The organism is Flavobacterium sp. PLA-DH12, from assembly GCF_059511845.1.
This window is the reverse complement of the sequence record NZ_JCAMPD010000003.1, coordinates 307,184-322,641: the sequence shown is the minus strand read 5'-3', so window position 1 is coordinate 322,641 and position 15,458 is coordinate 307,184. Positions and strand designations below refer to the sequence as shown.

The 15,458-nt window shown below is 34.3% G+C and carries 10 protein-coding genes; 5 read left to right on the top strand and 5 right to left on the bottom strand.

Annotated features, from left to right (window positions below; all coding sequences use genetic code 11):
- The first annotated feature begins 70 nt into the window (after positions 1 to 70).
- The 3 genes from AC5ZCW_RS07715 to AC5ZCW_RS07705 all read left to right on the top strand — a co-directional run bounded on the left by AC5ZCW_RS07715 (position 71) and on the right by AC5ZCW_RS07705 (position 6,288).
- Positions 71 to 3,067 carry a serine hydrolase domain-containing protein gene (locus AC5ZCW_RS07715; RefSeq protein WP_496118907.1) on the top strand — a complete coding sequence of 999 codons (2,997 nt, stop codon included), beginning with the start codon at positions 71 to 73 and terminating at the stop codon, positions 3,065 to 3,067.
- Between the two features lie 106 nt (positions 3,068 to 3,173).
- Complete coding sequence (locus tag AC5ZCW_RS07710; protein WP_496118905.1) at positions 3,174 to 4,445, top strand: acyltransferase family protein; 1,272 nt, start codon at positions 3,174 to 3,176, stop codon at positions 4,443 to 4,445.
- A 355-nt stretch (positions 4,446 to 4,800) separates the two neighbouring features.
- Positions 4,801 to 6,288, top strand: a complete 1,488-nt coding sequence (locus tag AC5ZCW_RS07705) for an aminotransferase-like domain-containing protein (RefSeq protein ID WP_496118903.1) — start codon at positions 4,801 to 4,803, stop codon at positions 6,286 to 6,288.
- Between the two features lie 56 nt (positions 6,289 to 6,344).
- Here the strand turns inward: AC5ZCW_RS07705 and AC5ZCW_RS07700 are convergent, their stop codons facing one another.
- A complete protein-coding gene (locus AC5ZCW_RS07700) occupies positions 6,345 to 8,489 on the bottom strand; it encodes a catalase (RefSeq protein ID WP_496118901.1) in 2,145 nt (714 codons plus the stop codon).
- A 259-nt stretch (positions 8,490 to 8,748) separates the two neighbouring features.
- On the opposite strand from AC5ZCW_RS07700, the gene AC5ZCW_RS07695 reads away from it, so the two are divergent.
- Positions 8,749 to 9,228: a hypothetical protein gene (locus AC5ZCW_RS07695; RefSeq protein WP_343541522.1), complete on the top strand. Its 480-nt coding sequence runs from the start codon at positions 8,749 to 8,751 to the stop codon at positions 9,226 to 9,228.
- Positions 9,215 to 11,779 (top strand): DNA ligase D, encoded by a 2,565-nt coding sequence (ligD, locus tag AC5ZCW_RS07690; RefSeq protein WP_496118899.1) that lies wholly within the window; start codon positions 9,215 to 9,217, stop codon positions 11,777 to 11,779. Before AC5ZCW_RS07695 ends, ligD begins: the two co-directional genes overlap by 14 nt.
- Here the strand turns inward: ligD and ku are convergent.
- The 4 genes from ku to metN form a co-directional block, all read right to left on the bottom strand.
- Positions 11,776 to 12,555, bottom strand: coding sequence for a non-homologous end joining protein Ku (gene ku / locus AC5ZCW_RS07685; protein ID WP_496118897.1), 780 nt, complete (start codon positions 12,553 to 12,555; stop codon positions 11,776 to 11,778). The genes ligD and ku overlap by 4 nt on opposite strands.
- 169 nt (positions 12,556 to 12,724) lie before the next feature.
- Entirely contained in the window at positions 12,725 to 13,537 is an 813-nt protein-coding gene (gene metQ / locus AC5ZCW_RS07680; protein WP_496118895.1) for a methionine ABC transporter substrate-binding lipoprotein MetQ, read from the bottom strand.
- A 91-nt stretch (positions 13,538 to 13,628) separates the two neighbouring features.
- Positions 13,629 to 14,282, bottom strand: a complete 654-nt coding sequence (locus tag AC5ZCW_RS07675) for a methionine ABC transporter permease MetI (protein ID WP_248727742.1) — start codon at positions 14,280 to 14,282, stop codon at positions 13,629 to 13,631.
- Positions 14,275 to 15,306 (bottom strand): methionine ABC transporter ATP-binding protein MetN, encoded by a 1,032-nt coding sequence (metN, locus tag AC5ZCW_RS07670; RefSeq protein WP_496118893.1) that lies wholly within the window; start codon positions 15,304 to 15,306, stop codon positions 14,275 to 14,277. Before metN ends, AC5ZCW_RS07675 begins: the two co-directional genes overlap by 8 nt.
- Between the last annotated feature and the right edge of the window lie 152 nt (positions 15,307 to 15,458).

Genomic DNA, 15,458 nt, shown 5'->3' with positions numbered 1-15,458 from the left:
GCTTAATACTATTGATGAATCAATTTGAATTTAAATACATTAAACTCAAATTGATTCTTAAAAAAATGATATGAAAAATCCATTTGTAAAAATCAGTTTATACGCCACTTTTATATTTTTAATTACCAATTGCGCATCCAAAAAAAATAATGGTGCAGCAGATGATAAAAAGGATATTCCTTTAAAAGACACTGTTGTTTACATACAAAAAAACACTTCAGACAAAAAAACTTTCTTTAAAGATTCTGATAAAGAAACGGCTTGGGTTGACAGCATTTACAGTAAAATGACGGTACAGGAAAAAATCGGACAATTGTTTATGGTTTCTGCCTATTCCAACAAAGATTCTGTACACGTTAATCAGATTAGTAAAATGATTGAAGATTATAAAATAGGAAACGTAATTTTCTTTCAAGGCGGACCAGTTCGTCAAGCGAAATTAACCAACTTATATCAGTCAAAAGCAAAAGTTCCTTTGATGATTGGAATCGATGCTGAATGGGGATTAGCCATGCGATTAGATTCAACTTACCGTTATCCTTGGAACATGACTTTGGGCGCTATTCAAGATTTAAGTTTAATTGAAAATGTGGGAAGAAATATGGCAGCCGAAAACAAACGAATCGGCGTTCATTTCAATTTTGCACCAGTTTTAGATATTAATACCAATCCGAAAAATCCAATTATCGGAAACCGTTCTTTTGGTGAAGATAAAGTTAATGTAACCGAAAAAGCACTTGCTTTAATGAAAGGAATACAAGGAAATGGCGTTTTCTGCACCGGAAAACACTTTCCTGGACACGGCGATACTTCAACCGATTCGCATCATGCTTTACCGACCGTTAATTTCTCTAAAGAACGTATGGAATTAGTCGAACTATATCCATACAAAAAATTATTTGACGAAGGTCTAGCTTCTGTAATGGTGGCGCACCTTAATATTCCGAGTTTAGAATCACAGCCAAATTGTCCTTCTTCTGCATCCTATAATGTGGTGACCAATCTGCTTCAAAAAGAGTTAGGTTTTAATGGCTTAATTTTTACAGACGGTTTGGCGATGAAAGGTGCAGCTAATTTTAAAGGTCCTGGAGATCTAGAAATTGCTGTTATTTTAGCAGGAAACGATATTTTACTTTGTCCAGAAAATGTACCCGTTGCTTTTCAGAACTTGGAAGAGGCTTACAATACGCAAGTAATTACAGAAGAACGATTGGCACATTCGGTTAAAAAAATTCTTCATTTTAAGTACAAAGCAGGATTAAATAAATACAAACCAATTGATTTAAATAATTTGTATGAAGATTTGAATCCGTCTCAGAATGATGCTTTACATTATAAACTGTATGAAAATGCCATTACAGTTTTAAAAAACGAAAAAGAAATTCTTCCGATAAAAGATTTAAGCGAAAAAATCGCCTATATAAAATTGGGTGAAGACACCAACAGCGCTTTTATTTCTACACTAAAAAAATACACTAATATTACAGAAGTCAAAGACACCAATCTAGACAGTCTGAATAAAGAATTGAAAAAATTTGACAAGGTAATTATCAGCTATCATAAAGTAAATAAAGCTTGGGAAAAACAAGAATTCACATTTCAAGAAATGCTTTGGCTAAAAGAAATTGCAAAACACAACAAAGTTATTCTAGACATTTTTGCAAAACCATATTCGTTATTGTCAATCAATAATTTTGATGATATTGAAGGATTGGTAGTTTCTTACCAAAACTCAGATATTAGTCAGGTTGTTTCGGCAGGATTGCTTTTTGGTGCCATTGAAGCCAAAGGGAAATTGCCTGTTTCTATAAATGATGCTTTCCATGTAAATGATGGTTTGACTACCGAAAAGCTAAATCGTCTGGCTTTTACAGCTCCAGAAAATGTAAATATGAATCCGGCAATTCTATCAAAAATCGATGCTGTGGCGCAAAAAGCAATTGATAGTAAAATGACTCCAGGAATGCAGGTTTTAGTGGCCAGAAAAGGAAATGTTATTTTTCAGAAATCGTATGGAGCGCAAACTTATGATAACGGAAAAAAAGTAACCGATTCAGATTTATACGATGTGGCTTCAATTTCAAAAATGATTTCAACACTGCCAAATGTGATGCAATTGTACGATAAAAATAAAGTAGAGCTGGATACCAAACTGAAAGATATGCTTCCATTCTTTGCTAAAACAAACAAAGAAAATATCACTTTCAAAGATCTTTTAAATCATTACGCAGGACTTCAGGCATGGATTCCGTTTTACAAAGCAACTTTAGACAGCAACAACCAACCTTCTGAAAAATACTACCGAAAAGCAGCAGAAAACGGTTTTACAACAAAAGTTGCAGACAATCTTTATATTCGAAATGATTATCATGATACGATTATGAAAATTATTGCTGAAAGTCCTGTACCGCTAAAAAAAGAATACAAATACAGTGATTTTACTTTTATCATTTTAAAAGAATATTTAGAAAGAAAAACACATAAAAAATTAGAAGAGCTGAGCCAAGAAAATTTCTACAGTACACTAGGAATGACCAATACGCTTTATAATCCATTAGACAAATTTGACAAAAGCAATATTGCACCAACCGAAATTGACAACTATTTCAGACATCAGGTTATTCAAGGTTATGTGCACGATATGGCAGCTGCAATGGAAGGCGGAGTTGCTGGTCATGCAGGAATATTTTCTAATGCGATGGATGTAGCCAAAATGATGCAGCTTTATCTTCAAAAAGGAAATTATGGCGGAATTCAATATTTTTCTCCACAAACTTTTGATGCTTTTAATACTTGCTATTACAAAAATCAAGGCGTCCTGAGAGGTTTAGGATTTGATAAAAGAGTACACAAAGGCGGACCAACTTGCGACTGTGTTTCTGAAGCCAGTTTTGGCCACACAGGTTTTACAGGCAACGTGGCTTGGGCAGATCCAGAAACCGAAATTGTGTATGTATTCCTATCCAACAGAACATATCCAGAAGTAGTAAATGACGAAAATAAATTAGCCAAAGGAAAAATCAGAGAAGAAATCCAACAGATCATTCAAGATGCAATTATGAAATAAAAATTCCAAAATTTAAATTCCAAATTCCAAACTATAAACCAAAAACTATAAACTACAAACCATCAACCATAAACAATCAACCATAAACCATAAACTATAAAACCCAATGACAAAAGAACGTTTAACCTCACTCGATGTCTTTAGAGGATTTACTATTCTCTTAATGACGATTGTCAATAATCCGGGAAGCTGGTCATCTATTTACCCGCCTTTAGAACATGCTGAATGGCATGGCTGTACGCCTACTGACTTAGTTTTCCCGTTTTTTGTTTTTATAATGGGAACGGCTATTCCATTTGCAATGCCTGTAAAACATTTTGACGGAAGCGTTTTCAATAAAATTTTAGTTCGTTCTCTGCGAATCTTCTGTTTAGGATTGTTTTTAAGCGTTTTCAGCAGAATCCATTTATTTGGTTTAGAAGGCATTCCTCTATTAGGAGTAAGATTGCTAATTGCTTTTGCTGTTGCTTATGCCCTTTTAGGAAACTTTTCAATGAAAGTCAAAACCATTCTTGCCGTTGGAGTATTTCTAATTCTCATCTCATTATCATTTAGTGGTTTGGAGCATTTTGAAGACACCAGAATCCCTGGCGTTTTACAGCGTATTGCCATTGTGTATTTCTTTACTTCTATTTTGTATTTAAAAACTAATTTAAAAACACAGCTTTTAGTTTTAGCCACACTTTTAATTGGATATTGGCTTGTAATGGCTTTTGTTCCGGTTCCTGGATTTGGTCCTGCCAATTTCGACAAAGGAACTAATCTTGCCGCTTGGATAGACGATACACTTCTAAACGGACATTTATGGGCATCCTCTAAAACTTGGGATCCAGAAGGAATCTTAAGCACTTTGCCAGCCATTGGAACTGGAATTTTAGGAATGTACATTGGCCAGCTACTAAATTTATCTGTTGATAAAATGGAAATCGTAAAAAAGACCGCCATTGCTGGAACTGCTTTAGTAATTGGAGGTTTAATTTGGAACATCTTCTTCCCTATTAACAAATCACTTTGGACAAGTTCTTATGTTTTGTATACAGCCGGAATTGCAACGCTATGTTTAACGCTTTTGTATTATATAATTGACATTAAAGGGCATAAAAAATGGACGAAATTATTTCTGATTTGGGGTGTAAACCCGATGATTGTATTTTTCTTTTCTGGAATAATTCCGAGAGTGTTAAGTGGCATAAAAGTAGCCGATCCCGAAAAAGCTGGAGAAGAAATTGGACTTCAAGCGTATATTTATAACCACGGAATTGTTCCTTGTTTTGAAAACCCATTAAATGCATCACTCGCTTATGCTTTATCTTATGCTGTTTTCTGGTCGTTCATTTTATGGATTTTCTATAAAAAGAAACTGATTTTTAAAGTGTAATTAAGATTATAATAAATTACCACAACGAGTTACAATTTAATATTCCGTAGGAATATCTGGTCGGTAGAAAAAGAATATGTCATTTTGCATTGTGTTCCAGAGGAACACCTGATTTTATATAACAGCGTTCTGTTTTACCAACCAAACGTTCCTACGGAACGTATAACCGCAATACAAATTTTTAATTCTACCAATGAGACATTCCTACGGAATGAATTAAATAATTTCAGCCGGACTTAATAGTTTGATTTGGTCATCGTTCTAACACTTATGTAAAGATCATTTTTCTTTTTTTCTAAAAATTTTAAGAAAAGCAGTATCTTGCCGTACCAACAAAAGTGTCAGTTTATAAATTATGGATAGTCCGGTTGAAATTCCTTTTAAAAGCTTTATTCAGCTTAAACCCGAAGAAAGCACTGCTATTTATCTGCAGCTTGTTTTTGAATTTATCAAAGCCATACAAACGGGGTTTCTTCCCGAAGGTACTAAACTTCCTGGCACTAGAATTTTATGTAAAGTACTTTCTGTTAACCGAAACACTTTAATCAAAGCCTTTCAGGATTTAGAATCACAAGGCTGGATTGAAACACTTCCGAACAAAGGAACTTTTATTTTATCACAGCAAAAACAAAAAAACAAAGCTGAATTTGCTTTTTCGAAAGAACAAAATACCACTCCAGACAATACTGGCTTTAGTTTTCAGCGATCTACTATTCTTGAAAGTCCGATTGAAATTAGCAATTTGCCGTATCAATTTAATGACGGAATGCCCGATTTACGATTGGTACAAACCGATGTTTTGGCTAGATTATATGTTTCAAAATTAAAAAGAAGAAAAACATCTAAAACCTACGAACAGATAGAATTGCGTTCACATTCGAATTTTAAAACTCATTTTTCTAATTATCTGAATCTTACCCGAGGCATTCGCATTTCAACTTCAAATCTTCTTACGACAAGCAGTCACGAAATCGCTTTGTATCTGGTTACAAAAGTGCTTATTACTCCAGGCGATAAAGTCATCGTAGCCTCGCCGGGATATTATATGTCGAATATGACATTGACAAATACTGGCGCTCAAATTATTTCTATTCCGGCAAATGAAGACGGAATTGATACTAAACGTTTAAAAGAAATCTGCGAAACAACCAAAATCAGGGTTTTATATTTGACATCCAATTATCATTATCCAACCACTATTTCGCTTAGCGCTAAAAAAAGAATCGAAGTTTTGGATTTGGCCAATCAATACGGGTTTGTGATTTTGGAAGACGATTACGATTTTGAATTTCATTATGATAATAATCCTGTTCTTCCTTTAGCTGCTTTTGACTCTAATCACAAAGTAGTTTATATTGGTTCTTTCGGAAAATCATTGCCATCAGGATTCAGTTACGGTTTTGTCGCCGCACCAGCGGAATTTATTAAAGAACTCGAAAAGCATCAAAACATTCTTGAACCTAGAATTGATGTCATAAAGGAACAAGTTCTTACCGAATGGATTACCGAAGGCGAAGTGCATCGTCTTTCAAAGAAAAATAAAAAAATCTACAAAGAACGTCGCGATTATTTTGTTTCGATTCTTAATGAAAAACTAAAAGGCAAAATCAAGTTTAAAATTCCGCCAAGAGGATTGGCAATTTGGGTTGAATGGCTGGATCATTTTAATCTAATTCAGTTTCAAAAAGAATGTTCTAAACAGGGTTTATTTCTGCCAAAGACCATTTTATATCAAACCAAAAACCTCACAGCGACACGCTTAGGATTTGGGCATTTGGAAAAGGAAGAAATGGAAAAAGCAGTTTCTATTTTGGGCGAATGTCTTGAAAATATTATTAATTGAACGAAACAATTTTTCATAAAAAAACCATTCCGTAAAGAATGGTTTTTTTATTTTTATCAAAGACTTTTTTCTCTTTCCCAAAAACGATGTCTTCCCAAAGCTTTTATAAATGAAGTAGCTAGTAATTTGTCTGCGCCATTTTCGCTTGTCAAAACTCCAGGATCTTTTGCTTTTATATCACTGTTGTTTTTTAAGACTTGTACTCCTTCAGCTTCAGCTGCAATAAATTTACAGTGATGGTACGAATCGTTTAAAAACTCTTTTACTTCTTTTAATTTTGAAAGATCTGCAATTCCTTTTCCACTTGGAATAAAGACACCATCAAAAAGTACTGACGCCGCAATTTTATAAGTTTGCTCTACCGGAATTTTTGTCCCCTCTTGAGAAACAATTGTCCCTAAATGTGGCGCTATAATAACGGCTTTTGCTCCTGCATTTTGCAAGGCTGTTTTCATAACTTTTATTGAATCTGCACTTACGCCATCAGCACACAAAAAAGCAATTTGTCTCGTTGCAATCGTATTCGAAATGGTTGGATTTTTAAGCATACTTAAAGCGTCTGAACTTCCTACGTTCGGTTTTACTTTTGACGGTTCTTGATTTCCTTCATCATCTGCTGCTACTCCATGATTAATTGGTTTTTCGATATTTTTTGGAACGGGAATTCCTAAATTTTTAGTAACCAATGCCGCTAAATCAGTACTTACCTGATTTAAAAGTCCGAGCATTCTTTCTCTAATCGAAACCGTTTCCACTTTTCCCAATTCAAAAGACAAAGCACTGGCAATATGATCTTGTTCTATAGGCGTTTGGCTGTTGTAGAAAAGCGCTGCTTGACTAAAATGATCCGAAAAACTATTACTTCTTGCTCTAACTTTATGAGCATCTACGCGTTCATTAAAACTTACAAATCCGCCCTGATCCATTTTGGCTTGAAATGGGCATCCGCCTCCTAAAGAATTTGGATGATAACTCACTTTACCTTTTACAATTTCCTGACGCATATGTCCATCACGCTGATTATTGTGCATTGGCGCGATGGTTCTATTAATTGGAATTTCGTGAAAATTTGGACTTCCTAATCTTGATAATTGCGTATCAGTATACGAAAATAATCGGCCTTGCAATAAAGGATCATTTGAAAAATCAATACCAGGAACGATGTGTCCTGGGTGAAAAGCCACCTGTTCAGTTTCTGCAAAAAAGTTATCTGGATTTTTATTCAAAACCATTTTACCTATAATGGTTACTGGAACCAATTCTTCGGGAACTAATTTCGTTGGATCAAGCAAATCGAAATCAAATTTATGTTCGTCGCTTTCAGGAATTATCTGCACGCCCAATTCCCATTCTGGAAAATTTCCTGCTTCTATAGCTTCCCATAAATCCTGTTTATGAAAATCTGAATTTTTTCCTGATATTTTCTGTGCTTCATCCCAAGCAACTGCATGTGTTCCTAATTTTGGTTTCCAATGAAATTTTACAAAATGCGATTCATTTTTCTCATTAATAAATCTAAAAGTATGCACTCCAAAACCTTCCATCATTCTTAAACTTCTCGGAATCGCCCTGTCGCTCATTACCCACATAATCATGTGCATGGATTCGGGCATTAGCGAAATAAAATCCCAAAAGGTATCATGTGCCGAAGCAGCCTGCGGAATTTCATTGTGCGGTTCTGCTTTAACAGCATGAATTAAGTCTGGAAATTTCATGGCATCCTGAATAAAAAATACAGGCATATTATTTCCAACCAAATCAAAAACGCCTTCCTGAGTATAGAATTTAACTGCAAAACCTCGAACATCTCGAGCTAAATCGGTAGATCCTCTAGAACCGGCAACAGTCGAAAATCGAACAAAAACGGGTGTTTTAATACTGGTATTGTTTAAAAAGCCTGCTTTGGTATATTTTCCCATGGTTTTGTACAATTCAAAATAACCATGAGCTCCCGAACCTCGCGCATGAACAATACGCTCTGGAATTCGTTCATGATCAAAATGGGTGATTTTTTCTCGTAATATGAAATCTTCTAAAAGAGAAGGACCTCTTTTTCCAGACTTTAAAGAATTGTTGTCATCATTTATTTTAACGCCTTGGTTGGTGGTTAAAAATTCATTTTCAGCATTTGATTTGTTATATTCTAAATCGTTCTGTTTTCCTTCAGAATTGTCTTGATTTGTTTTTTTCGAATTTTTCATTTTCTGTTGATTTTACAGTTTATCATTCAATGTACTATTTCAATTGAGGGTTTCTCAAAAATAGGTTAACAAAGTTATACTGCTTTTTAGCTCAAAAATTATACAATTAAATTTCAGGATTATAATATTTTAACCAAAACACAAATTGATAATCAGCACTTTACTTATAATTATATAATTCCATTTTTTAATATTATAACAGAAAAAGTCATTTTAAAAGTAACTTTGAAATAGAGTTTTAGTTCAAAAAAAGAGCTTTATGATTTATATTATTATACAATTAATTTTAGTTTCCATTGGAGCGACATCGGCCATGACTTGGTTTAGTTATGTGATGTCTAAAAACTTTCAAGAATTGTATAAAGAACCTGTTTTATTGAGTTTTGCTCTAAAGAAAACAAACATCAGCCTTTCTGAAAAATCTCAGAAAACTTGGGGATGGCTGATACATTACGTTATAGGTTTTCTATTTGTTATGGGATATCAAATAGTATGGGTAAAGAACATAGTACCAGTTTCTCCACTCAATGCTCTCCTACTAGGAGTTATCAGTGGTGTAATTGGCATATTCAGCTGGATTATCATATTTAAAATGACCAATCATCAACCCCCAATTGATTTTAAAGGTTATTATATTCAGCTGTTCTTTGCCCATATTATTTTTGCTGTCACTGCAACGGCACTTTACTCTCTTTCATTAACCCTTTTAATTCTTTTGAAAGCTTATGTCACTGTCTAAATACCATCAAAAAAGAGATTTTAAACAAACCCGTGAACCTAAAGGAAAAGTTGAAAAATCGGCTAACGAATTGATTTTTGTAGTGCAGAAGCATGCCGCATCTCATCTTCATTATGATTTTAGGTTAGAAATGGATGGCGTTTTAAAAAGCTGGGCAGTGCCAAAAGGTCCGTCAATGGATCCTGAAATAAAACGTCTCGCCATGATGGTTGAAGATCATCCGTACAGTTACAAGGATTTTGAAGGCACAATTCCAGAAGGAAATTATGGCGCAGGAAATGTAATTGTGTGGGATAACGGAACCTATACTTCTGATGAAAAAACAGCTTCTGACGAAAAACAATTATTAAGCGATTTAGAAAAAGGACGTTTGAGTTTTGTTTTAAAAGGCAAAAAACTAAAAGGCGAATTTTCGTTGGTTAAACTTCACGGCAAACAAGAAAATGCCTGGCTTTTTATCAAAAAAAATGATAAATATGCTTCTAGTGAAGACATTTTAGAAAAAAATAAATCGGTTATTTCTAAAAGAACTTTGGAACAGCTGATAGACAAATCTGAAAAACTGGCTTCAAAAACAGAAGAAAAAACAGTCGAGAAAAAAGCTGTAAAAAAAAAGTCTAGTTCGAAAGTTGAAATAGCTGAATTTATAAAGCCAATGCTTGCCAGCGTACGTGAAGAACCTTTTAATGATGATGAATGGGTTTTCGAAAATAAATATGACGGCTATAGAACCATTGCTGTCATTAATGCGCAGCAAGTCGATTTATTCAGTAGGAATAAAATTTCTTTTAATGCAAGTTTTAAACCCATTGCAGACGAATTAAAACAAATAGATCATACAGTTGTTTTGGATGGCGAAATTGTGATTGAAAATAATTCTGGCAAAACCGATTTCCAACTGCTTCAAAACTATATGAAAACTGGAATTGGAAATCTTAAATATTATGTTTTTGATTTATTGAATCTGGATGGAAATCTGATTACCGAATTATCGCTCTTGGAACGAAAAGAACTCTTGAAAATTCTCTTCAACAAATATTCTTTTTCGAATGTTTTTTATTCAGAACATACTACTGGAGATGGAATTAAACAGTTTGAAAAAGCCGTTAGAAATAAAACAGAAGGCATAATGGCCAAAAGAACCGACAGCATTTATGCTGTAAATAGAAGAAGTACAAACTGGCTTAAAATAAAAACTGTAAACGAAGAAGAAGCTATAATTATCGGAATCACTGAACCTAAAAATTCGAGAAAGTATTTCGGTGCGCTTCTGCTTGGTCAATATGAAGCCAAAAAAATAAAATATATTGGCAAATGCGGAACGGGTTTTACAGAAGCAATCCTTAAAGAATTATACACTAAACTAAAACCGCATTTTTTTGAAAAATCACCACTTGATGAAAAAGTTCCTTTACGCGATCCGATTCAATGGGTAAAACCAAAAGTTGTATGTCGGGTTAAATTTTCGGAGTGGACCCAAGATCAGCATTTAAGACATCCTGTTTTTCTTGGATTAAGGATTGATAAAAAGGCTGCGGAAGTTAATTTTAATGGCAATGAGAATGGAAATAACAATAGTAATAAAGATTCTAATTTAATTGAAATGGGACATTCAAATAACCACAAGGCCGAAAATGATTACGATCTAAAAATTGGTAAAACGACTTTACATCTCACTAATCAGAATAAAATTTATTTTCCAAAAGATAAGATTACAAAAGGCGATATTGTGCAATATTATAATGAAGTTTCAGAACTGATTCTGCCCTATTTAAAAGATCGTCCAGAGTCGATGAACCGTTTCCCGAACGGAATTGATTCTCCAAGTTTTTATCAAAAAGATGTTGATGTCGATAAAATTCCGAAATGGCTTAAAACCAAAAAAATCTTCTCAGAATCCAACAATGCCGACATTGATTATCTAATCTGCAATAATAAAGAAACATTGCTGTATATGGCCAATTTAGGCTGTATTGAAATGAATCCGTGGAACTCGACCATCAAACATATTCAGAATCCAGATTGGCTGGTAATTGATTTAGATCCTGCAAAAGATGATTTCATGCAAGTTGTGCAAACTGCTTTGGTTGTAAAAGAAGTTTTAGACGAATTAGAAACCGAATGCCTCTGCAAAACTTCTGGAGCTTCGGGGCTTCATATTTACATTCCGCTTGGAGCACAATACGATTATGATTCTATAAAAATTCTAGGCGAATTGATTGCCAAAGAAGTGCAATCCAGACTTCCTGATAGTACTACAGTCGATCGAAGCATTAAAAAGAGAAATAATAAATTGTACATTGATTTTTTGCAAAACCGACGCGGACAAACTTTGGCCGCACCGTATTCTGTTAGACCACAACCTGGCGCTACAGTTTCTACGCCTTTGGAATGGGTTGAAGTGAATGACAAACTGCATCCATCGCAATTTACGATTAAAAATGTATTAAGTCGTTTTGAGAAAAAAGGCGATCTGTGGAAACCTGTTTTATCTAAAGGGGCTAATATTAAAAAGATTATTCACAAACTGGAAAATAACCAAAACAGTTAAGACGATTTTTTCTTTTTATTTTCGAGACTGGCTTTCAGCATTTCCATTAAATCGTCGCTTTGTTTGTGTACGACTTTTAATTTTGGAGTCGCTTTCTGTGGTTTTCCTTTTGCTTTCTTTTTAATGATATCCAAAAGTTTGGCAGTATATTCGTCTTTAAACCCAGAAATATCAAACTTCTCTGTCAGCTGATCGATTAGTTTTTCGGCCATATCCATTTCTTTTGTGGATTTTTTAGACATTGGCGGAAGCTTTAATTCACTCGTACTTCTAATTTCCTGTTCGAATCGGATTCGGTTTAAAACAATCACGTTTTTATAGGGTTTTAAAATTGCCAGACTTTCTTTGTTTCTTAAAACAAATCTAGTAACACCCACTTTCCCTGAAGCCTCAAGCGCATCACGAAGCAATCCGTAAGCATTCATTGCGCCTTTGTCGGGCTCCAAATAATACGGCTGTTCGTAATAAATACTTTGGATTTCTTTTTCGAAAGCAAAACTTTCAATATCAATTGTTTTGGTTTTAATGGCATCTGCGGCTTCAAAATCAGAATCTTCCAAAATAATATATTTGCCTTCCAGATTATATCCTTTTACGATATTGGCGTAATCTACTTCTTTGCCCGTATTTTCATTAACCCGTTTAAATTTGATATTAGCATGATCTTTTGCATCCAACATATCCATATCTAGACTGCTTTCCTCTACAGCCGAAAACATTTTTATCGGAATATTAATCAACCCAAAACTTACCGAACCTGTCCAAATCGCTCTCATGACATTTGTTTTAAAAATTGAACTCCAATTTAGTTCATCTAAAAAAGGTAAGCCTTACAAAATCAACAGATTGTTTTATATAATTGTGAATTGTAAAATGTAAAATGTGAGATGCGAAATGTCTTTATCAATAACATTTTACATCTCACATTTTACATCTCACATTCTTTTACCAGCCTTTTACAGCTCCGCCTTTAAATTCTTGCTCGGCTGCTTTTTCAACTTCTGGAGATTGAAAAGCTTGTAAAAACTGTTTTACTTTTTCTTCGTTTTTATTGTCTTCACGACTTACTACCAAATTCACATAAGGCGATTCTTTATCTTCAACAAACAAAGCATCACGAGAAGGAACCAATCCTGCTGCAGAAGCAAAAGTATTGTTGATGATCGCAATAGAAACATTTTCGTCGTCTAATGCACGAGGCAATTGAGGCGCTTCTAGTTCTAATATTTTTAAATTTTTAGGATTGCTCACAATGTCAGTTACCTTTGGCAATAAACCAACGCCATCTTTCAATTTCAATAATCCGTTTTTCTGTAAAAGCAATAACGAACGTCCTCCGTTTGTTGGATCATTTGGAATAATAATCGTGCTTTCGTTTTTCAATTCAGAAAGGCTTTTTATTTTTTTAGAATAAGCTGCAATCGGATACACAAATGTTTTTCCGATAATAGCCAATTTGTAACCGCGCTGTTTTGATTGTTCGTCTAAATACGGTTTATGCTGAAAAGCATTTGCATCAATATCACCCTGACTCAAAGCTTCGTTTGGAATTACATAATCGTTGAAGGAAACCAATTCTACTTCCAATCCGTATTTTTCTTTTGCCACTTTTTTAGCCGCTTCCGCCACTTTCAATTCTGGACCAGAAGCCACACCTACTTTTATAAAATGAGGATCATTATTTTTTTTGTTTCCACAATTGGATAAAACAATCGCCAAAGCCAAAACTCCAGCTATTTTTAAAATATTTCTTTTCATAATAATTTATATCTTTTTTAAATTTTAACTTCTAACATTTCACTTTTGACTTTCGACTTTTGACTTTCGACTTTTGACTTTCGACTAAATCTTATCGGTGATCAAAACGTTTTGATAATCTATCTCCCGCAAACTGAATTACGAATACCAAAATGACCAATAAAGCCAAAACCGAGTTCATTGTTACAGCATCATAACCAATATAACCGTACTGATATCCAACTTGTCCTAAACCGCCTGCTCCAACAGCTCCGCCCATTGCAGAATATCCAACAAGAGTGATTAAAGTAATGGAAGCTGCATTGATTAAAGAAGGCAAAGCTTCTGGCAATAATACTTTGTACACAATTTGCAAAGGAGTTGCTCCCAAAGCTCTTGCTGCTTCGATTAATCCTGAAGGAAGGCTTAACAGACTATTTTCTACCAATCGAGCAATAAATGGCGCCGCACCAATGCTCAACGGAACCAAAGCCGCACTCACACCAATTGAAGTTCCAACAATGGCACGTGTAAACGGAATCATCCAAACGATTAAAATAATGAATGGAATAGAACGGAAAACATTAACCACAACTGATAATGTTCTATTTAAAACTGGCTGTTCTAGAATTTGATTTTTACGCGTTAAGAACAATAAAATTCCTGTTGGAAGTCCTAGCAAAAAACCGAAAAAGCCCGATACAAAAGTCATAACAATGGTTTCCCATGTTCCTTTTAACAATAAATCTATAAGAGAATCAGACATAACCTATTATTTCTGTTTTAATGTGTTTTGAATTAAAATATTGAATAGCAGCATCGTAATTTTCGCGTTTTCCTGAAAGTTCGATCAGCATTACGCCAAAATTCACTTCGCCAGCCTGATCCATTTGTGCACTAACGATTTTAAAATCGGTATCGAAAAGTCTTGAAACTTCTGAGATAACAGGTTCATTAACCGATTTCCCTGTCATTTCCAATTTCAATAACGGATTCAAATTTCCATTATCTTCTTTTTCCAATTTATCTTGATACACAGACGGAACTTCGATATGAAGAGAAGAAGAAATAAATTCCCTTGTCAATTCATGTTTCGGGTCGGCGAAAATTTCTCCAACACTTCCCTGCTCGATTAATTTTCCGTGACTGATCACTGCAACTTCATCACAAATAGATTTTACAACTTCCATTTGGTGCGTAATTAGTAAAACGGTAATATTAAGACGTTTATTAATGTCTTTCAGTAAATTTAAAATCGATCTAGTTGTTGCAGGATCTAGCGCACTTGTTGCTTCATCGCACAATAAAACTTTCGGATTATTGGCTAAAGTTCTTGCAATAGCAACACGCTGCTTCTGCCCTCCTGAAAGACTTGCTGGATAATCGTTGGCTTTTTCTGCCAATCCAACCAATTGCAATAATTCTAAAACACGAGTTTTGATTTCGCTTTTTGAAGTTCCAGCCAATTCTAAAGGAAAAGCCACATTTTCAAAAACCGTTCTTGAAGAAAGCAGATTAAAATGCTGAAAAATCATTCCGATTTGTCTTCTTTCAATCGTCAGTTCTGCGTTTGATAACTGCATTAAAGCTTTTCCGTCAACGATAATTTCGCCAGAAGTTGGCCTTTCCAACAAATTCACGCAGCGAATCAGCGTACTTTTTCCTGCTCCGGAAGTTCCAATTACACCAAAAATTTTCCCTTCAGGAACCTTTAAAGAGATATCAGACAAAGCAGCAACAATTCTGTCTTTCTGATGAAAAGTTTTGGTTACATTTTTTAATTCAATCATTCTTTACAGTTTAAAAACAAAAAAGCCTTCCATTAATTAGTTGAAAGGCCTTCTTGAAATAAATTTTATCATTTTATATATTAAGCCAGATCAATAAATACCATTACAATAGCACAGCACATCATGCTGTAACGATAATAATTATTCATTTT